The sequence below is a fragment of the Halomonas sp. PA16-9 genome, assembly GCF_009728585.1.
GTDB lineage: Bacteria > Pseudomonadota > Gammaproteobacteria > Pseudomonadales > Halomonadaceae > Vreelandella > Vreelandella titanicae.
In genome coordinates, this window is sequence record NZ_CP040451.1 from 1,094,873 (window position 1) to 1,114,411 (window position 19,539).

The 19,539-nt window shown below is 50.2% G+C and carries 19 protein-coding genes and 4 pseudogenes; 12 read left to right on the forward strand and 11 right to left on the reverse strand.

Features of this window, described 5'->3' with window-relative positions; genetic code table 11:
• The first annotated feature begins 33 nt into the window (after positions 1-33).
• Together FDY98_RS04975 and FDY98_RS04980 are read left to right on the forward strand one after the other, a co-directional pair.
• Positions 34-885: a TonB-dependent siderophore receptor gene (locus tag FDY98_RS04975; RefSeq protein ID WP_155705702.1), complete on the forward strand. Its 852-nt coding sequence runs from the start codon at positions 34-36 to the stop codon at positions 883-885.
• Positions 886-1,403: 518 nt separating this feature from the next.
• Positions 1,404-1,976: a hypothetical protein gene (locus FDY98_RS04980; protein WP_155705703.1), complete on the forward strand. Its 573-nt coding sequence runs from the start codon at positions 1,404-1,406 to the stop codon at positions 1,974-1,976.
• A gap of 23 nt (positions 1,977-1,999) precedes the next feature.
• Here the strand turns inward: FDY98_RS04980 and FDY98_RS27005 are convergent.
• From FDY98_RS27005 to FDY98_RS05000, 9 genes and pseudogenes are all read right to left on the reverse strand, one after another.
• A pseudogene (locus FDY98_RS27005) lies at positions 2,000-2,706 on the reverse strand (glucuronate isomerase).
• A complete protein-coding gene (locus FDY98_RS27010; RefSeq protein ID WP_340146745.1) occupies positions 2,655-2,876 on the reverse strand; it encodes a glucuronate isomerase in 222 nt (73 codons plus the stop codon). The pseudogene FDY98_RS27005 and the gene FDY98_RS27010 overlap by 52 nt, the downstream one beginning before the upstream one ends.
• Positions 2,782-3,405: a glucuronate isomerase gene (locus FDY98_RS27015; protein WP_340146746.1), complete on the reverse strand. Its 624-nt coding sequence runs from the start codon at positions 3,403-3,405 to the stop codon at positions 2,782-2,784. Before FDY98_RS27015 ends, FDY98_RS27010 begins: the two co-directional genes overlap by 95 nt.
• A 73-nt stretch (positions 3,406-3,478) precedes the next feature.
• Entirely contained in the window at positions 3,479-4,063 is a 585-nt protein-coding gene (locus FDY98_RS27020; protein WP_340146747.1) for a DUF5110 domain-containing protein, read from the reverse strand.
• Positions 3,991-4,487, reverse strand: a pseudogene (locus tag FDY98_RS29340) (TIM-barrel domain-containing protein). Before FDY98_RS29340 ends, FDY98_RS27020 begins: the two are co-directional and overlap by 73 nt.
• A 336-nt stretch (positions 4,488-4,823) precedes the next feature.
• A complete protein-coding gene (locus FDY98_RS29345) occupies positions 4,824-5,219 on the reverse strand; it encodes a hypothetical protein (protein ID WP_442907945.1) in 396 nt (131 codons plus the stop codon).
• Positions 5,220-5,230: 11 nt separating this feature from the next.
• Positions 5,231-5,851: a hypothetical protein gene (locus FDY98_RS27040; RefSeq protein WP_340146751.1), complete on the reverse strand. Its 621-nt coding sequence runs from the start codon at positions 5,849-5,851 to the stop codon at positions 5,231-5,233.
• A gap of 61 nt (positions 5,852-5,912) precedes the next feature.
• Entirely contained in the window at positions 5,913-7,211 is a 1,299-nt protein-coding gene (locus FDY98_RS04995) for a TRAP transporter large permease (RefSeq protein ID WP_027959963.1), read from the reverse strand.
• A gap of 1 nt (position 7,212) precedes the next feature.
• A complete protein-coding gene (locus FDY98_RS05000) occupies positions 7,213-7,737 on the reverse strand; it encodes a TRAP transporter small permease (RefSeq protein WP_027959962.1) in 525 nt (174 codons plus the stop codon).
• Between the two features lie 373 nt (positions 7,738-8,110).
• On the opposite strand from FDY98_RS05000, the pseudogene FDY98_RS27045 reads away from it, so the two are divergent.
• The 7 genes and pseudogenes from FDY98_RS27045 (at position 8,111) to FDY98_RS05025 (ending at position 13,513) form a co-directional block, all read left to right on the forward strand.
• Positions 8,111-8,954, forward strand: a pseudogene (locus FDY98_RS27045) (TRAP transporter substrate-binding protein).
• Positions 8,955-8,977: 23 nt separating this feature from the next.
• Positions 8,978-10,783 (forward strand): glycoside hydrolase family 2 protein, encoded by a 1,806-nt coding sequence (locus tag FDY98_RS05010; protein WP_027959960.1) that lies wholly within the window; start codon positions 8,978-8,980, stop codon positions 10,781-10,783.
• An 18-nt stretch (positions 10,784-10,801) separates the two neighbouring features.
• Positions 10,802-11,365: an FCD domain-containing protein gene (locus FDY98_RS05015; protein ID WP_340146752.1), complete on the forward strand. Its 564-nt coding sequence runs from the start codon at positions 10,802-10,804 to the stop codon at positions 11,363-11,365.
• Positions 11,366-11,391: 26 nt separating this feature from the next.
• Positions 11,392-11,529 (forward strand): hypothetical protein, encoded by a 138-nt coding sequence (locus FDY98_RS29350; protein WP_442907959.1) that lies wholly within the window; start codon positions 11,392-11,394, stop codon positions 11,527-11,529.
• A gap of 42 nt (positions 11,530-11,571) precedes the next feature.
• Complete coding sequence (gene uxuA / locus FDY98_RS05020; protein ID WP_340146753.1) at positions 11,572-12,627, forward strand: mannonate dehydratase; 1,056 nt, start codon at positions 11,572-11,574, stop codon at positions 12,625-12,627.
• Positions 12,621-12,743 (forward strand): hypothetical protein, encoded by a 123-nt coding sequence (locus FDY98_RS27050; RefSeq protein ID WP_340146754.1) that lies wholly within the window; start codon positions 12,621-12,623, stop codon positions 12,741-12,743. Before uxuA ends, FDY98_RS27050 begins: the two co-directional genes overlap by 7 nt.
• 155 nt (positions 12,744-12,898) lie before the next feature.
• Positions 12,899-13,513, forward strand: a complete 615-nt coding sequence (locus tag FDY98_RS05025) for a LysE/ArgO family amino acid transporter (protein ID WP_022521792.1) — start codon at positions 12,899-12,901, stop codon at positions 13,511-13,513.
• Positions 13,514-13,542: 29 nt separating this feature from the next.
• Here the strand turns inward: FDY98_RS05025 and ltaE are convergent, their stop codons facing one another.
• Positions 13,543-14,550: a low-specificity L-threonine aldolase gene (ltaE, locus tag FDY98_RS05030; protein ID WP_022521791.1), complete on the reverse strand. Its 1,008-nt coding sequence runs from the start codon at positions 14,548-14,550 to the stop codon at positions 13,543-13,545.
• Between the two features lie 114 nt (positions 14,551-14,664).
• Between ltaE and FDY98_RS05035 the strand changes: the two genes are divergently transcribed.
• Together FDY98_RS05035 and speG are read left to right on the forward strand one after the other, a co-directional pair.
• Positions 14,665-15,885 (forward strand): NAD(P)/FAD-dependent oxidoreductase, encoded by a 1,221-nt coding sequence (locus FDY98_RS05035; RefSeq protein ID WP_027959957.1) that lies wholly within the window; start codon positions 14,665-14,667, stop codon positions 15,883-15,885.
• 75 nt (positions 15,886-15,960) lie between these two features.
• Positions 15,961-16,512 (forward strand): spermidine N1-acetyltransferase, encoded by a 552-nt coding sequence (gene speG, locus FDY98_RS05040; RefSeq protein ID WP_009287135.1) that lies wholly within the window; start codon positions 15,961-15,963, stop codon positions 16,510-16,512.
• Between the two features lie 112 nt (positions 16,513-16,624).
• Here speG and FDY98_RS05045 read toward each other — a convergent pair whose 3' ends face one another.
• A complete protein-coding gene (locus FDY98_RS05045) occupies positions 16,625-17,284 on the reverse strand; it encodes a M48 family metalloprotease (RefSeq protein ID WP_340146755.1) in 660 nt (219 codons plus the stop codon).
• A 1,301-nt stretch (positions 17,285-18,585) separates the two neighbouring features.
• On the opposite strand from FDY98_RS05045, the pseudogene FDY98_RS05050 reads away from it, so the two are divergent.
• Positions 18,586-19,345, forward strand: a pseudogene (locus tag FDY98_RS05050) (metallophosphoesterase).
• The last annotated feature ends 194 nt before the right edge of the window (positions 19,346-19,539 follow it).

The window sequence follows — 19,539 nt, forward strand, 5'->3', positions numbered from 1 at the left end:
CTTCATCAACAAGGTGGAGCAAACTGGGTTTACTTGCAGGATCAGATCAGCTTCAATCGCTGGCGTTTAAACCTGTCAGGGCGTCAGGATTGGGCTGACACCAGTACCGCCTATACCAACTTAGGTATGTCTTCTGAAAGCGACAATGAGAAATTCACTAGTCGTGCCAGCTTACTGTATGCCTTTGATAATGGTATTTCCCCTTACGTCAGTTATTCGGAATCATTTAAGGCGGCATCTGCCACAAGGACTGATCCCTCCGGCAACACATTAGATCCCAGTGAGGCCTCTCAGTACGAGACAGGGATCAAGTATCAACCGCCCGGCAGCAATGATCAATACACAGCTGCTGTATATCATCTTGAACAAGAGAATGTTTCTGAAGCCATTCCTAACACGTCGTTCTATGAATCTATCGGCAAAGTGCGTTCACGCGGCTTAGAACTCTCTGCCACATTACGTCCCACTGAGCAGCTTTCGTTGCTAGCCAACTATACGTATACCGATATGGAGTACGTTGAAACCAATAATGAGACACAAGGCAATACGCCCTATGCCGTACCCCGTCATATGGCCTCGGCCTGGGGAAAATATGAGTTCACTAATGGTGCCTTAAACGGCCTGGGGATTGGCGCAGGTGTCCGCTACAACGACTCTACCTGGGGCGATGAGGCCAATACGTTCCAAGTAAGTGGCTATACTCTGGTCGATGCGATGTTGGAATACGATCTAAGCATGCTGTCAAGCGACCTTAATGGCATGAACTTACAGGTCAATGCCAACAATCTTCTTGATAAAGAGTACGCGTCCTCTTGCTCTAGTTTCAGGATTTGTCACTTTGGCGAAGAGCGCAATGTGACAGCCACTGTAAGCTATCATTGGTAGGTTCCCTGCATTCTATCAATGTGTTAGGGCAACAAATAGTGGGCTAATTAAAATAGTACGCGTGGGTGCCTTTTTTAATGAAAGGTACCTCGTTTTATTTTTTCATATAACTTTATTTTAAATAATGTGGTGTTTAGAGGAGTTTCGTTAAAGATTTTTATTTATAATATTTTTAGAGTAAATAAAGGTGGTTTTGTAGTGATAAAATACATAAATATTATTATTCGACTTATGTTGTCGATCTGGCTTGTGCTATTTTTTGTAATACCTGTGAAAGCCGATAGTCGACATAATATTGTCACTTTTGACTATGCGATGGCGGACACTCTCGATGCTTTGCAACACCCTCCAATCGCGCTGGGTGGCTTAGCCCAATATAGACAGCTATACCAAGAAAAATTGCTTCCAGAAACCCATGACCTTGGTCTCAGTTTCAGCCTAATTTTGAGTATCTGTCACTATTTGAACCTAATGCTATTTTGATATCGCCGCCAGCACATTTGAATATAGAGAACAAGTTGTTAAGTATTGCCCGTGTGGCAAAGATACAGCTGCTTTGGAGTGAATTTAACGTATGGCCGAGCCTGGAGCATCTAACAAGAGAAATAGGAAAAGTGATAGATGACGAACAACAAGCCCAAATATTTATCGATACTGTTGAAGTTAGTCTGTCAGACATAGCCGCAAAGATTGAGAGGCCTGCAGAGCCTTTGTTGATCGTTGAAATTCGGGATGGTCGCCATGTCCGGGTCTATGGGCCTGGAAGCCTAGAAGATGCGGTCTTGACGAGACTCGGATTGGAGAATGCCTGGCAAGGTTCCACTAACGGCTGGGGGTTTAGTACATTATCAATCCCGGAAGCGTTTAGATTAGAAGGCCAGAAGGTTGTTCTTCATCCGTTTTATACGCAAGAGCAAGACTCAACTTCAACATTGCCGACATCGGGGCTTTGGCAACATTGGTTGGATGATACATCGTTAAGTATCAACAGAAATTATTGGCCATGGGGAGGGTTCCCCTCAGCCCTCCGTTTCGCCGAGTCGCTTGTTGAAGCCTTGGAGGCGCAAGCGCCCCCTAACGCTGCTGGCTAATCGCACTACTAAATCATCATGTATCATTCAATGAACCAGCGGCGGGCGTTGTGGTAACAGATATCCGCAATGATCTCATCAAGCAGCTTGTGATCATTCGGTGCCAGCCCCTCAGAAACCCAACGGCCGACGATACGGCAAAGCAACCTTCGGAAGTATTCATGCCGAGGAAAGGACAAGAAGGAGCGACTGTCCGTTAGCATGCCGGTGAAGGTAGACAACAGGCCCATTTGCGCCAGATGGTTCATCTGGTTTTCCATGCCGTCAAGTTGGTCATTGAACCACCATGCAGTCCCCCCTGTACCTTGCCTGCTATACCACCACTTTGGAAGTTACCCGCCGTGGTGACGATGATGGGGTTTTTACTGGGATCCAGCGCATAAAGAATGGTGCGCGGCAGCTCATTGGTGCTATCCATGCGATCCAGCAATTTGTTTAACGGCTCGGCGATGGGCTTATCTTGAATGGAATCAGCACCTGAGTCGCTACCAGCCGCCGTGAATATTTGCGTACTGTTATTACGCAGTGGCCCTATGTGAAGTTGCATCACCAAATCAGCCCGCGCGTACCCACGGCCAAGTGCTACCAATACGGCCATACGGAAGCTCTCTGCTTCCTTTGGCGCTAAGGCTTTGCCTTGGCGGCCTTTTTCCAGAATGGCATCAAGCTGGCTAGCACTTAGCTCATCGGCCTGTCTAGCTGCCCAATACCGTGGTCGGCGGCACGGCAGCCGTTGGCAATGAAGTACTCCAGGCGATCCGTGAGTGCGCTTACCAGATGCTCGAAGGTGCTGATGGGTTGTCGGTCAGGTCTCCAGTTTTTCAAGGTAGTTATTGAAACCTGCGCCTTCGATTGCCAGCGCGCGATCCGGGCGAAAGGTAGGCACCATGGAAAGCCCACCTTTGTGTGGCGAGGCAGCAAATGCTTGGTGGTGCTCAAGGCTGTCGAGCGGGTCATCGGTGGTGCCAATGAGTTCGACCTTCATCTTTTTTAGCAAGCCCTGGGCGCGGAACTCAGGCTGGCTCAGCATTGCTTGCGTGCTTTGCCAAATCTCCTCTGCGGTATCGCCGTTGATCAACTTGCCTTCATCACCAAAGTAGCGCCACAGTTCTAGGTGACTCCAGTGGTGCATGGGGTTGCCAATTGCCTTAGGCAGAATCTGGGCAAACGCCAGAAACTTCTCTTTATCTGTTGCGCTGCCGGTAATGTGAGATTCAGGGACGCCCGCCCAGCGCATGACACGCCACTTGTAATGGTCATGGCTCAGCCATAGATCGCCCAGGTTGTCCCAGCTGCGATTGTGAGCCACTTTCTCGGGCGGAAGATGGTTGTGGTAGTCAATAATCGGCAAGTCCGCAGCTACATCATGGTAGAGGCGGCGTGCTGTTTCTGTATCCAGCAAGAAATCAGTGTGTAGGTAATTATTCATAGAAAGCCTTCTGGTTTACCATTTCAGCGATAGCGGCTCGTGCAAAAGCGCCAAAGTAATGTGTTATCGCTGCTCACGACGCTTCTCCCACGGTGATTAGCCCGCCATGCTCTATGACGCGACCACCGTAGTGCAAGGGGCGATTTTCACCTGCTGGTAGCACTATATTGAGCTGTTTAAATGGAAAAGGCATATCCCCAGCCTGGCTGATTTGCAGTTCCAAACTATGCTCATCGCCGGTAAGCAGCAGAGTGGTGATGCAGTGCGGGCCATCTTTGGACTCGCCGTCATCATCGTAAATCAGTGAGGTGCAGGAAAACGATCCAGGCTGTGGAAACAGTGCCAACGTTCGGCCAACTTGCGCCTCCGGCGTTGCTTTTATGGCCTCATTAGCAAGCGGCAGTATTGATCCAGCCTTAACAAACAGCGGCATATCCGCCAATGAAACCGGCTTCTCAAACCATGTTCCCGGGGCATGCAATTGGCCTGTCCAGTAGTCCCACCACCCTGCATGGTTGTCGGGCAGATAGATGCGCCGCTTATCTGCGCCTTGCTCAACTACAGACGCTACGAGTAGGTCTCGACCTAGAAGGAAATCGTCGGTGTCTGCATAGGTCTGTGCGTCATTCTCGTGATCGAGAAAAGTGGGCCGTAGCATGGGTTCATGGTTTGTTGACCGCCTGCCAAAGGCAGGTATAAAAAATATGGCAACAAGCGGTAACGGAATTGGATAGCGGCACGGATGCCTTCGGTAACGCTGGGGTGCGTCCAAGGCTCGGTCACAGAGCCATCGTTGTTCCAACTGTGAATGGAGAACCGGGATGAAAGATGCCGTTCTGAACCCAACGGAGTAAAAGCTCGGGGCCAGGTTGGGGGCCAGCAAACCCACCGACATCATGCCCAATGTTGTAGATTCCCGAAAGCGACAGGCCCAGCCCCATGCGGATATTCCAACGCAGGCTCTCCCAACTGGTTTTGTTGTCTCCCGTCCAGGTCTGGGCAAACTGTTGTAGGCCAGCACAGCCTGAGCGGTCACCACGTATGGGCGATGTTGGGGCGCATGTTGTGACTGCGCCTCCCATGAAGCATGAACCATCAACAGCGAATGCAAGGGCCGTATCAGCCCCACCTCGACCTCTTCACCAAAAGCCAACGCAGCGAGCGCCATGATCCACACTTCAAATTCGTTGTTATCATTCCAAGTGGAAGTGATGCCGAGGTTCAGCAGTTGTTGAGTGACGTTCTTCTTTCCACCAACTGAGAGTATCGGGATTGGTGAAGTCGAGGATGAGAGCCTTCATCGTCCCAGAAGCTGAAAGCTCGGTGTGTCAGATTCACTGTCTTGGATAAATATTTATTGTTTGCCACTTCTGCGTAGCGCGGGTGGTTCCTTAACAAGCAGGGCTTGATGTTGGCGATCAATCGCACCCGGAATCATTAAAGGCTTTCGTCAACGTGGTTGGATTGGGCACCTTGTCGTTATTCCAATGAAACACATAACGCTTATCTTCAATGGAGTGTAACCCGAAGAAAGATGAAAGCTGTCGCAGGGGATGGCCTCGTTCTCCAGCTTTCGCAAAAAGCCGATGAGCTGATCCTGAGCGTCGGGTGCATCGGTATAGGCCATGGTTGACCCGGAATAGCCCAGTGACCAGCGCGGCGGAAATGCCCATCCCACCGGTTAACGCCAACTGGCTCTTCACCAGGTCTAGAAGCTGTGGAGACCAGCGGAAGTAGTAATCCAGGTCGCCATCATCGGCCGTAAAGGAGCGATAAGGGGCGTGGGTATTATCAAGCTCTTGCCCTATGTTCAATACACAGGTGTTCAAGGTTCGTAGAAGATACTAAAACTACCGGTGGACGCGGTTTGGGTAAGGGTGAACGGCAGGTGTTTATACAGCGGGTCGGTGCGCTCTGCGTCATACCCCATAGCGTCTAAACTGCGCATTTCGAAACGCCGCCCCGTCCGCTCCAACAGCCCGGCTTTTTCGCCCAAGCCATAAACCCGCTCATCGGGGTGCCGACGTAAATAGTGGGCGTGGGCATGGTTCTTAACGCCCAGCATATAAGCGCCGGTGGGTCTGTCTTCAGTTAAATACTTCCAGCCCTCATCCACGAAGGCTTCCCACTTAAAATGCAGCGGCTGAGAGACGATGAGCCGTAAGGCATCGGTCTCGATCTGCAACTGCCCATCCGACCACCCAAGCTTGTACTGGGGACAACTGAACCCCGTCACCGAATCACGTGAGCGGCCCTTTGGTAAGGTGTTGCCATCCGGGTTTACCGTCCATGAGCGGTTAAGGCGCCATGCACCATCTTTTAGCAGCCGCACTCGGAACAATTGGTTGTCGAGAATGTTGATGGAGATTAAATGTCTATCGTGCACTCTCAGTTGCACTGTCGTGTCGTCGTGGTGCTCCAGGCGCCAGTTTTTTAAGGTTTTCATTGTTTATCCTTTGATTCCTGAATTCAGGATTTAACGATGGTCATCACCTGGAACCGACTCGTTAATAACCTAAAATAAGCTGGGGCAAAAATAAGCTGATTTGTGGAACGAAGGTCACCAGTAGAACAATGGCTATCAAGACTAAATAAAATGGCAGGATGGGTTTCATCACTTGACCAATACTCACGCCACTGATGGAGCAGCCGACAAACAGTGCTGAGCCCACTGGCGGGGTACAGATACCGACGCAGAGATTGATCGTCATGATGATGCCGAAGTGAACCGGGTCTATACCGATATCCTGCATCACTGGCATAAGGATAGGGGTGAAGATAAGCAGTGCTGGTGTCATATCCATAAAAGTACCAATCACCAGCAGTACGGCGGTAATGCACAGTAGAATGATGATCGGATTATCAGATATACCGATCATAAAAGAAGAGATCGTTAAAGGTATGTCGCCGAACGCCATGGCGCGGGACATGGCAATGGAGCAGCCGATTAAAAATAATACGATAGACGTTGTGACGACCGAGTCGATAAAGATCTTGGGAAGATCCGTTACCCCTATTTCTCTGTACCAACATAAAGACAGGAAAAGTGAATAAGCAACAGCGATCGCTGAGGCTTCGGTCGCCGTAAATACGCCACTAATAATCCCGCCAATCACCACAATAATAAGGCCTAAAGGTAATATCGCCCGGCGTATTGCTGATTTAACTTCCGCAAGGGAGGGTTTCTCCGCGACGGGGTAGCCCTTTCTTTTAGATATGATCCCTGCCACCACCATCAGGGATAAGCCCATGATGATACCGGGGATATAACCCGCCAAAAAAAGCGCGGCTATCGACGTGCCGCCAGTAATCAGCGAGTAAACAATGAGTGTTGTGCTCGGAGGAATCAACAGACCCGTAGGACAAGAGGTGACGTTAACGGCTGTCGAAAAAGCAGGATCATAACCCTCCCGCTTCTGGATAGGAGCCATTACGCCTCCAACGGCCGCCGCTGACGCAACGGCTGAGCCGGATAAAGCGCCGAACAGCATATTTGAAATGATATTGACGTGGGCAAGCGAGCCGGGAAGTCTTCCGGCAAGCACTTTCGCTAAATCGATAAGGCGAAGTGCGATGCCGCCTCGATTCATGATGTTGCCAGCCAAAATGAAGAAGGGGATGGCTATTAACGTAAAGCTATCAAGCCCCGACGCAATTTGTTGGGCAACAATGCTGAGGGATTGGTCGACGCTCATGAATAACAGGAAGGTGAGTGTCGCAGATACGCCAATTGCGAACGCAATGGGTATGCCTAAGACCATTAAAAGCGCGAACGACCCAAAAAGCACCAGGACGGTTATATTCATATTAATCTCTCTCTTGTGGAGCAGGTGCTTGTTGCGGATCGATAGTGAAGCCGCCCTCCGACTTAGGGTTGAGCCAAACCCGCCCTAAAAAGATAAAACAGTAAAAAATGATGATCAGTCCCGAGATCGGAATGGGGCCATATACATAGCCCATGGGGAGTCTCAACGTGGGGGTGATTTGGCCCGATGCCAGCGTTCGGGAGACCATTTGCCAACCGCCCCAAACCATTACAAAGAAGGCAAAGCCAGCCACGATTAACAATATGAGTGTATTTAGTAACTGACGTGAGCGCCCGTTTAAGGCAAGGGGCAATATATCGATGGCGAGATGCCGAGCTTGGCCAAAGGTGTAAGCACCTCCAAGTAGCGCTAACCACATGAACAACAAGCGAGCGATTTCACTTGTCGCTGTGCTTGGGGTGCCTAGTACGTACCGGGATAATACTTGCCACGTCACACTGACGACGATGATCAACAGTATTAAAAACACTGCCGTGCCAAGCACATAGTCCATTGCGCGCTTCATACGTAAGACCTCTGGTTTTATTTTTGTGTATTGGTGACTAGCTCCTTACTTCCTAGTCATGATGCAGAGAGTCGCTTCTGCTCTAAAAGATGTCAACCAATTTGTTTTATTGGTTGACATGATATGGTCGGTAAGCCATCTTGCATCTGTAACCTAGAAAGTGAGTGCCTCGATGACAGTCGGCTTTCACGACAACAATCACAACAACAAGCATAACAAGCAGGAGAAATAGCTGATGACAACAAAAGCCTTGCGACATACGGCTCTAATCAGTGCGGCGCTGTTCATGTCAGCGACCTCAGCTCAAGCCCAGACACTTCGGCTGAACCACAATAATCCTGAAGACCATCCTACTCATGTCAGCATGCAGTACATGAGTGAACGTCTTTCAGAGCTCACCGATGGTGAACTGGATATCCGCATTTATGCCAACGCACAGCTTGGCTCGCAGCGTGAATCCATGGAGTTAGTACAAAACTGTACATTGGATATGGCGCGCAGCAATACGGCCGAACTGGAAGCGTTCGAGCCAATGTACAGCGCCATGAATTTACCTTTCATTTTTGAAAGCGAAGAGCATTTTGAACGGGTCATTAACGGAGATATTGGCCAAGATATTCTTAACGCGTCACGAGATAAAGGATTCATAGGGGTTGCCTTTTTAACCGAGGGGCTCGCTCCTTTTATGGTGACCGGGCCATTCAATCGCCAGCAGACCTAGAGGGCCTGAATGTAAGAGTACAACCAAGCCCATCAGCGGTGAGAATGGTTGAGCTGTTGGGAGGTAATCCGACACCTATTGATTGGGGCGAGCTTTACAGTGCGCTGCAGCAAGGGGTGGTCGAGATGGCAGAAAATAACCCAACGGCCCTGACGAACGCGCGTCATGGCGAGGTAGCAAGCCATTTTTCGCTTGATGAACATACCATCATCCCATCCGTGGTCGTCATCTCCAGCTGCGCCTGGGATCGTATGTCGGAGATCAGCAAGCGGCGATGAGACAGGCGGCATCAGAAGCTCAGGCATTCCATTCCGATTCCTGGAATAAAGCGGCAATGGCAGCATTGGAAACCGCAGAGACTGAGATGGGGGTTGAGATTAATAAAGTAGATAAAGCGCCCTTTATTGAAGCGGTCATGCCTATGCACGATGAAGTGGCCAACCAATCTGCTGAATTGGCCGACCTAATCAGCCGAATCAAGGCAGAGGCTAACTAAAACCGCTGCAGGGGAGGTGGGAGATGCTAGAGCGATCATCCTTGGCTGAGAATGCCCTAACGTCGTTACATGACGAAGAGTACGACGTGCCGTTGAATCTGCAAAATCTGAACCACTCCACCATGGTGTTCACGAAAGGCCGCACGTCAACGTCGCTTAACGGCAGTTGGAATTTTTGTGTGGATTTGCTTGATACAGGTCTGCGTCAAAAATGGTATGAAATGCAGCCGGCCAACCCTGTCGATCGAGTTGAACCCTGGGACTACGACCCATTTATGGGTGAGTCCATCCCGGTGCCCTCAAACTGGGCCATGTTAAAGGAAAAATGGTACTTCTTTGAGGGCAGTGCGTGGTACACCAAAAAACTGGTCAAAAAAAAGGGTAGCGCCGCTGAATCAGACCAACGCTACATCCTTAGGGTCGGTGCGGCTCAGTACGACTGTAAAGTATTTCTTAACGGAAAATTCCTGGGCAATCACTATGGCGGCTCGACTCCCTTCTACGTTGAGCTGACGGATGACCTTGCCGAAGAAACCAATTGGCTGATGCTCTGTGTCAATAATACCCGTACGCTGGATCGCGTACCGATGCGCAATACAGACTGGTTTAATTACGGTGGCGTTTACCGCGAGGTCGAGCTCTTTAGCTTACCCAGAGAATTCATTCGCGATATGTTCATTCGCCTTTCTCAGGATGGAAGGGCGATAGAGGTTGATGTAGTTGTTGATAGCGCTGTTGATGGCCCCAGCATTCATCATGCTCACCTTGAGATACCTGAATTAGGAATTGCTCAAAAGATTAACATTGAACATGGCAAAGGTACTTGCCGAATAGCAGCAGAGCCAGAGCGATGGTCGCCTGAAAACCCACGCCTATATAAAGTGGTGCTGACGGCTGGTGAGGACCGTATCACTGACAATGTCGGATTCCGCTCCATCGTTCGCCAAGGGGTAGATATTCTCCTAAACGGCGAGCCTATCTGGCTACGCGGCATTTCTGTCCATGAAGACGACGACATCCTAGGGAAAGTGACGTCCGACGAAGACATTCGCAGACGGCTCGCTCATGCGAAAGAGCTTGGGTGCAATTTTCTTCGCCTCGCGCACTACCCCCATCATGAACGCGCAGCTGAACTAGCCGATGAGATGGGCTTTTTACTGTGGCAAGAAATTCCCGTTTACTGGGCCATTGACTTTGATAATCACAACACGCTTAAAGACGCTAAAAACCAACTCATTGAATTAATAAAGCGTGATCGCAATAGGGCTAGCGTCATTATTTGGTCGATTGGTAACGAGAATCCAGATACGGATAGTCGTCTCTCTTTTATGCGAGACCTGGCTGAAACTGCACGCTTGTATGACCCCACGCGCTTAGTCGCCGCAGCGTGCCTAATTAATCATGCAAAATTGAAAATTGAGGATCGGTTAGTCGACCATTTAGACGTTATAGGCATTAATGAGTACTACGGTTGGTACGATGAAAACTTCGACGACCTGTACGCCATCGGAAAAAATTCCGATCCTGATCGCCCCGTCATCATTTCTGAAACGGGGGCGGATGGCGATAACTCGTCTCAAGGCCCATCTGAAGGCCTGTTCAGCGAAAAGTATATGGCGGATGTTTACCGGCGGCAGATCGATACGCTGCAAAAATTAGCGTATATCAAAGGTATGTCGCCTTGGATTTTATACGATTTTAGAGTTGAGCGAAGACAAAATATCTTCCAGAGAGGATTCAATCGAAAAGGGTTAATTGCTGCTGATAAATCTACAAAAAAAGAAGCATTTAATGTTCTAGCTTCTTTTTACCACTCTATAAAAGATTAAAAATGGAAATGAAATCTAATGCATAAAGGTTTACGGCGTTACCAGGAGCTGGCTCGCGACTTGAAGATTTTGATTCAGCAGAAAGGGTATAAAGTCGGCGATCGTATTATGACTGAGCGTCAGATTTCAGAGGCTTTAAACGTGGGCAGATCCGCAGCGCGCGAAGCCATACTCATGCTTGAAATTGAAGAGCTGGTTGAAGTGAGAAAAGGGTCTGGCATCTATTTGCTTTCCGACAGTCGCTCGGTAGCACAGCCTGTTGTGGATGATATAGGACCGTTTGAACTGTTACAGGCAAGGCAGCTTTTGGAAAGCAGCATCGCCGGCTTTGCCGCGGTGTCAGTCACCAAAAACGATATTGTACGTATGCGGGAAGCGCTTGATATGGAGCGCAAGGGCATTGAAGAAAAGAATAACGACTACTCCAGTGATGAGCTATTCCATCGCCTGATAGCGGAGGCGACGCAAAACAGTGTATTGGTCGATATGGTCTCTGAACTGTGGGCCAAAAGAGACCAGAGCTTGATGTGGGCCAGACTACATGAGCGGATATTTGATACCAACTACCGAGAAAATGGCTAAAGGATCATCAGGATATTCTCTCTGCACTGCAGCTAAAAGATGCCGAAGGGGCGCGTAAGGCGATGTGGGTTCATTTAGATAACGTCCGAGACACCCTAATGGAGCTTTCCGACGTTGAAGACCCGAATTTTGACGGTTATCTGTTTAACAAGAGCACGATTTAATAAGAGCATTATTTAACACTAATAATACGGGGGAGAAGGTTGATGAAACATACATGGCGCTGGTTTGGGCCGGACGATCCAATCAGCTTGTCGGATGTACGACAAGCTGGCTCGACTGGTGTTGTGACGGCTCTGCATCACTTACCGAACGGTTGTGTGTGGCCCTTGAATGAAATCATGGAGCGTAAAGCTATTATCGAAGCTGCTGGGCTTGAGTGGACAGTGGCAGAAAGCATTCCGATACATGAGGATATAAAGACTCACGCCCATGGTTGGGAAACACTGGCTGATGCCTGGGCAGAAAGTGCCATTAATCTTGCCGAGGCTGGCATAAAAACCATCTGTTACAACTTTATGCCGGTTCTTGATTGGACCAGGACGTCCTTGCGCCATGAGTTACCTGATGGGGCCTTATGCTTAAGGTATGACGCGCTTAGCGTCGTCGTTTTTGATTTGCTTATACTGCAGCGCCCCGGCGCAGCGTCAGATTATGACGAGAAAACGCAGGAATCAGCCCGGGCTCGCCTATCTGAAATGAACGCAGATCAGGTTGAGGAATTAACGAATACTATTATTGCTGGCCTACCAGGTGCTGAAGAAAGCTACAGTCTCGATAGCTTCAGCGAGCGGCTCGCTGCCTACAAAGACATTACCGCCGAGGTTTTGAGAGAAAACCTCGCTTCGTTTCTCTCAAGAGTCATTCCAAAGATAGCGCATACAGGCGTTCGATTAGCGATTCATCCAGACGATCCACCGTATTCTCTGTTCGGGCTGCCGAGAGTGGTCTCAACCGCCCAGGACTTAAGAGATATTGCGAATATGGTCGATTCGCCGGTAAATGGTTTCACGCTCTGCTCTGGATCACTGGGCGTACGAGCTGATAACGATGTGCCTGCAATATTGCAAGAACAGGCGGATAGAGTGCACTTTTTGCACTTACGAAATACTACCTTGGAAGCAGATGGGGCCAGTTTCCACGAAGATGCCCATTTAGAGGGTGATACCGATATGGTTCGCCTGGTCGATATCATTCTGGACATTGAAGCAAAAAGGGCGAACAACTTCCCTTCCGTCCAGACCATGGTCATGCGATGTTGAGTGATTTGCGCAGCGACTTTAAACCTGGCTACCCGGCAATCGGGCGTTTGCGCGGCATGGCGGAAATTCGTGGTGTTGAGCGTGCGCTTCAGTTCAAACGTTCCAACAAACCATAGCCTTGGAATCAAAATAGATAGGCTGTGTGTAAGAGGGTGAGTATAAGAAAAACTAATACCCCATTAGCAGGATGATTTTTAGCAATCAGCATTCCCGGTTACTTTATTGCCAGATTAATTAACGCGACGCTAATTCCGGCAATGGGGGCAGGGCAATGTGGGAAAGTTATATCACCGGGCTAGTGGTGTGCGGCGGGATTATCATGGCGATTGGGGCGCAAAACGCCTATATCCTAGGGCTGGCTATTCGTCGTGAGTACCACTGGTGGTCGGCAGGGTTGTGCATCAGCGCGGATATTATCCTGCTCACGGCGGGCATGTTTGGGGTGAGTGCTTTTCTGCTGACGATGCCCAACGCATTGGAGGCAATGCGCTGGGTGGGCGTAGTGTTTTTAAGCTGGCTGGCGGCTCAGGCGCTGTTTAGAGCCTTTAGCGGGCGGCAAGGGTTAAGTGCCGAAGCGGGCAAAGCGCGCAGCTTAACCAAAGTGATTTTCGCCACCCTTGCCGTCACCGTGCTTAACCCTCAGGTGTATCTGGATACGCTGCTGCTGATACCCGCCATTGGCGCCCAGCAGGAGAGCGCCGGTGTTTTTGTGGCGGGAGCCTCGACTGCCTCCATCCTCTGGTTCAGCCTGCTGGCCTGGGGCGGCGCTGCGCTTTCGCCTTGGCTTTCAAAACCCATCGCATGGCGCATTATCGATGGCCTGATTGGCTTGATGATGGCGGGCATCGCCGTGCATCTTGCTTTAGGGGCGTCATCTCTTAGCTAAGCTATTTACTGGTTAATGACGACTCGTTTTTAATGGCGACTAAAATAGGCCTCCATCACCGCGATGACTTTGTCGATATCTGCGTCATCAAGATCACGATGGGTAACGAAACGCGTGGCGTAAAGCAGCTCAATCAAAATGCCGTGTTCTTTTAGCCAGGCGGAGAGTGGCTTTACATGCTCGTCGGGAAAATGCGCGAATACCATATTGGTTGCCTGAGCGCTGATCTCGACTCCTGGCAGCTTTGCTAAGCCCGCTGCAAGGCGCTCTGCACGGCGGTGATCGTCGGCTAAGTCTGCCACGTGGTGATCTAACGCATACTGGCAGGCGGCGGCGATAATACCTGATTGGCGCATGCCACCACCCACCACTTTACGCCAGCGCCGAGCGTGGTCGATCAATGCTTGTGAGCCCACCAGCGCCGACCCTATTGGCGTACCCAGGCCTTTTGAGAAGCACAGCGACACGCTATCGAACGGTAGGCAGAGCTGCTTGAGCGAGGTGTCGGTTGCGACAGCGGCATTGAATAAGCGCGCCCCGTCTAAATGCGTTGCCAGGCCACGCTCGCGAGCAAGCTCTGTGGCTTTTAATACGTAGTCTACGGGCAGCACTTTGCCGCCAATGGTGTTTTCTAATGCCAGCAGCTTAGTACGCGCAAAGTGAAAATCGTCGGCTTTAATCGCGGCACTGATTTTTTCCAGTGGCAGCGTGCCATCGGCGTCGTTCTCGATGGGTTGTGGCTGGATACTGCCTAACACCGCTGCGCCACCGCCTTCATAACGATAAGTGTGGGCTGACTGCCCAACAATGTACTCATCGCCGCGCTCGCAGTGGGCCATTAGCGCCACCAGGTTGCTTTGAGTCCCGCTAGGAAACAGCAGCGCCGCTTCTTTACCTGCCTGCTCGGCCAGGTTGGCTTGAAACGCGTTGACCGTTGGGTCATCGCCCCACACATCATCGCCAACCGGGGCGGCCATCATGGCGTCTTTCATGGCAGAGGTCGGACGGGTCACCGTATCACTGCGTAAATCAATCATGCGCATCTCCTTTATTGTGTGGAGCAATCACTCGGAAGCGTTTTCTCAAGCAAGTTCTGGGGAACCATCTATGGTTAACAGCATACTGCAAGTCTCTCAAGCAAAGGCAAACAGATGGATCTGAAAAGTGGTTATCCCTTTTGGGCAGTCAAAAATGGCCTGTTGAAAACCTTTCCTCAATTGACTCGCGATCACCAATGCGAGGTTGTTGTGATTGGTGGCGGTATTACGGGGGCGTTGATTGCTGATGAGCTAAGCCGCAGTGGCCACTATGTGGTGGTGCTTGAACGCCGGGATGTTGGGTGGGGCAGTTCAGCCGCCAGTACGGCTTTGCTGCAGTACGAAATTGACACCCATATGACAGAACTAGCCGAGCGCTATGGCGAAGCCGATGCAGTGCGTGCTTACCGCGCCTGTGCAGAGGCCATTGGCGAGCTTGAGTCCCTGGCGGCAGGGCTGGGCGATGTGGACTTTGAGCGTCAGCAAAGCCTTTACTATGCCAGTAGCGAAGAGGATGTCGCATCGCTTCAGGAGGAATTGGCGCTGCGCCAAAAACACGGTTTTGAAGCCGAGTGGCTTGAGCGCAAGGCTATTTTGGCGGAGTACGGCTTTGAGGCACCCGGCGCTATTCTTACTCAGCTAGCCGCCACTATTGATCCTTATCGCATGGCATATCAGCTGTTTTCCAGAGTGGTCGCGCGTGGGGGAGAAGTATATGACCGCACACAGATGGAGACGATGACGCCGGATGATCAAGGCGTCACGCTCACTCTGGCCAATGGCGCCAAGCTGCGTTGCCAGTACGTAGTGATGGCCGCAGGGTATGAGTCTCAAGCCTGGCTGCCAGAAAAGGTGGCCGTCAATCGCAGTAGCTATGCGCTGATTACCGACCCACTACCGCCAGAGGCATTGGGCAAACTGCGCCACACCATGATGTGGGAATCATCGCGCCCCTACCTGTATATGCGCACTACCTGCGATGGACGACTTCTCGTAGGGGGAGACGACGACGATGAAGATATTCCCAAGCGCCGCGATGCGAGGGTAGAAGAAAAGGCCGAAGGGCTAACAGCTAAAATAGCAACGCTATGGCCTAAGCTCGATATCAACCCAACATTCTCTTGGGGTGGCACCTTTGCTGAAACCGACGACGGTCTACCTTTTTTCGGCCCACATGACGCCCTAGGCCCACGCGTTCATTTTGCCATGGCCTACGGCGGCAACGGCATTAGCTATAGCATGATAGGCGCCAAACTGCTGCGAGCGCTTATAGAGGGTAGAGAACACCCTTTGGCGGAGCTGTTTTCATTTAGACGCCTGGCCAAAATGGCCTAACCTAAAGGCAAGAACCGAGTGGCGGGCAAGTTTAAAACGAGTATTCTTAACGGATATTCATAAGGAAAGCGGGCAATGGGCCATACACTTTATTTGCGTGCACTGGAGCGCAACGACCTGCGCTTTGTTCATGAGCTAAATAATAACCAGAGCATTATGTCGTACTGGTTTGAAGAGCCTTACGAGTCATTTGATGAGCTGGAGGAGCTGTATAACAAGCATATCCATGACAACGCCGAACGGCGCTTTGTCGCTGAAGATAGCCATGGAAATGCCATCGGTCTGGTAGAACTGATCGAGATCGACTACATCCATCGCAGCGGCGAGTTTCAAATCATTATTACCCCGGAGCATCAGGGCAAAGGGTTTGCGCGCACGTTAATTCGCCAAGCGCTGCATTACTCGTTCACCATTCTAAACCTGCACAAGGTATATCTCATTGTGGCGGTGGATAATGTCAAAGCGATTCATCTTTACGAGGAGAGTGGCTTTATAGAAGAGGGCCACTTGGTGCAGGAGTTCTTTATCAATGGCAAATACCGCGATGTAAAGCGGATGTATATCTTGCAGGGCACTTACCTGACGCAACTGTCCGAACAGCAAGAAGAGGGTGGCGAGTGGGCTTAGTGGGGGTAAGAAAAATCGGTAAACCTAAGCAACCGATACTCCTGCCATCGATACTCCTGCCATTCATTATCAAGACTAACTTGGCAGGAGTACCAGTACCAGTGTCTGAGCTTTACTGGAACGAAGCTTCTAGGCGCTCTGCACGATCACCCGCTGCTGGGTGGCTTGAGAAGACGCTGCTGTTGTTGCCGTATTTGGCTTCCATTTTGCGTAGAGCTGCAACTGAAGCCTCTGCATTCATGTCGTGGCGCTGCATTAGCTCAATGGCATAGTCATCAGCTGCACTCTCTTGGCTTTGAGAGAACTGAGCATTGATCAGTTTTTCGCCCAGGTCACCAAGCTCAGAGCTTGATAGTGCGGCGGCGGTAGTGCTGCCGCTGGCCGCAGCTGCTTCACGTGCAGCGGAAGCAGCATAGGCAACCTGGAAAGCACGCTTGGAGTGTCCTAACGAGACGTGGCCGATCTCGTGGGCGATAACGTAACGCACTTCATCGTCGGTCATCTCATCCATCAGCCCGCTATGCAGTCGAATGGATCCGTTGGGTACCGCAAAAGCATTCATTTCTTCTATTCGATAAACGTTATAGTCAAGCGTATGGCCGTCGACTGTTTCCCAGCCTTGGGTTAACTCGGCCAAGCGTTTTGCATACTGGCTATCGTCTGCAACAAGGTGGTTCTGGGAGTCAAGCTGGGCGATGGTTTGATCGCCTAGTTGTTGCATTTGCTGATCTGACATCGTGGCAGCGCCGGCTAAGCTGGAGCCCGCAGACATTAAGCCTCCGAGATCAGCGCCTGATTGACAGCCGCTAAGGGCGAGTGTCGCCACTAAACCTAAAGCATAAGATGTTTTGCGAACCAAAAAAGGTGTTTGCATCGTCCGTTCCTTCGTCAATGTGCGTGCATAACAAGAAGAGTCTGCACGTTGAGTATTGCGCCTTTATCAGCCGAATTAATATTAGACTATTTCTTTATATAACTCCATACCCAGCCGTGAAGTAAATGATTTGGGGGGACTATGTATACTGAAGCGTCGAGGTGGTTATCATTAATCCACTAGGTATTGCAATACTATTTGTTTTTTAAAGAGGTGACAAATATAATTAAGCCTAATGGTAGCGAGCATTAAAGCGGTTCATCTGGTAAGGGGTGCGGGTAAGCAGAAGAGCGTTATCTTATACAGGCGTCTTGTGTCAAGAGACTATGTTGCAGGGTAATGCATGGCTGCGTAAAGCATAGTTATAGCCTGGAGGTCGTATATTTAGACCTGATAGTGATGCTTGTCCATTTAACTAGGTAAAAAAACGCCTCGCTGAAACGAGGCGTTGAGCGGCGTTGAACCAATATGACGTTTGGGGACTTAGCGCAGGTAAGCTTTAATAGCGTCAAGTGCCGCACGTTGTTGGCGGGCACGCTGTGCCCATACTTCCATAACATCTACTTCCAACGCTTGTGTTGGGGTGACTAAGTGTTGCATGGCGTTCACTCCTCTTTCAGGGGACAGGGAATGCGATGAGACCTTGTTGTAAAACTTATGTTGTAAAGCCTTCAAGTTGTAGAAAGCTTATGTTGTACACAGCCTGTGTTGTGCATAGCAGCAATTTAGCTGTGGTCGGATACTAAGAGCTTTTTTTGGGAAGGGCTAGTCCTAACGATGTAGGTGTTTTGCCATTTTTCGTAAGCCATGGCTTACAAATGCTGAAATGACGATATTAGGTCTTTGAATGGAAAAGGTTTTCATAGTCATAAAAAAGCCGGAAAATATTCCGGCTTCGGTGATTAGCTTTTGGTCTAAAGGGCGCAAAAGCACCTGAATTAGCCTAAATAGGCTTTCAGCGCTTCAACTGCGGCACGATGCCATTGAGCATTCAAGCTCCAGAACTCTAGAACTTCATTATCGCGTGCAGGGGGGGTTATTAAAAAAGTCATTGTGCGGTCCTCCTATTGGGACTACATCGTTATTATAGCCTATTTTTGCTGCAATGCAGCATGACTTGACGTGACACCGATGCCCTGCGACAACGTGTCCTAGGCCGGGTAAGATCGTTTAAATAGGTATTTGTTACGAGGAGCCCTATGCGTCTGCGTATTTTGTCTGACCTGCACCTGGAGTTTTTTGACGGGAACCGCGAGCTGCCTGAGGTGGAGGCAGATGTAGTGATTCTGGCGGGGGATATTCACCGTAAGTGCGAAGGCCTTGCCTGGGCGCGCCACCAGTTTCCAGACACGCCGATTATCTATGTACCAGGCAACCATGAGTTCTACGGTACCTGCATGCCGCTGCTGCGTGATGAGCTGGCGCTCGAAGCCGAGCGGCTCGACATTGAGCTTCTGGATAATCGTGCTGTCACCTTCAATGGCGTACGCTTTTACGGTACAACGCTATGGACTGACTTTGCGTTGTACGCCGGTGACCCAACGCAAAACCCCGCCGATACTGAGTCTAAGGCGTTGCGCTACATGCCCGACTTTAAAATCGTTCAAACCTCGCCAGGGGAGACATTCACACCTCAGGCAAGCCAGCAGGCATGCTGAAGCGCTTGCTTGGCTCGAAAAAGAGCTGTCCCAGCCGTTTGATGGCCCTAAGGTGGTGGTTAGCCATCATGCCCCGCTACACGACTGTATCCCAGGCCAATATCTGGGCGACGCGTTATCCCCCGCGTTTGCCTCCAATTTGCCTCATTTAATGGGCAATATGGATGTATGGGTGCACGGACATGTTCACGAACCCGTGGATATTCTGCGTAACGGCACGCGTATCATTGCCAACCCTGGTGGATACCCTGATGAGTTTACTCCAGCGATATTTAAGCCAGGCTGGGTGGTTGAAGTATAAAAATAAATAAAATCAGTTATTTAATGTCTTTTTTAGGTTGTTAATCACTTGCTGGCAGTCATGCCAGCCAGTGCTACTTTGGTTTAATTTTCACTACTGCTGCTTGCGTCTGAAAGTCATGCTACTTATCTTCTTATTTGTATGATGTATGACATATTGATCCGGATAATTAGATCGCCTATGCCAAGCAGCGA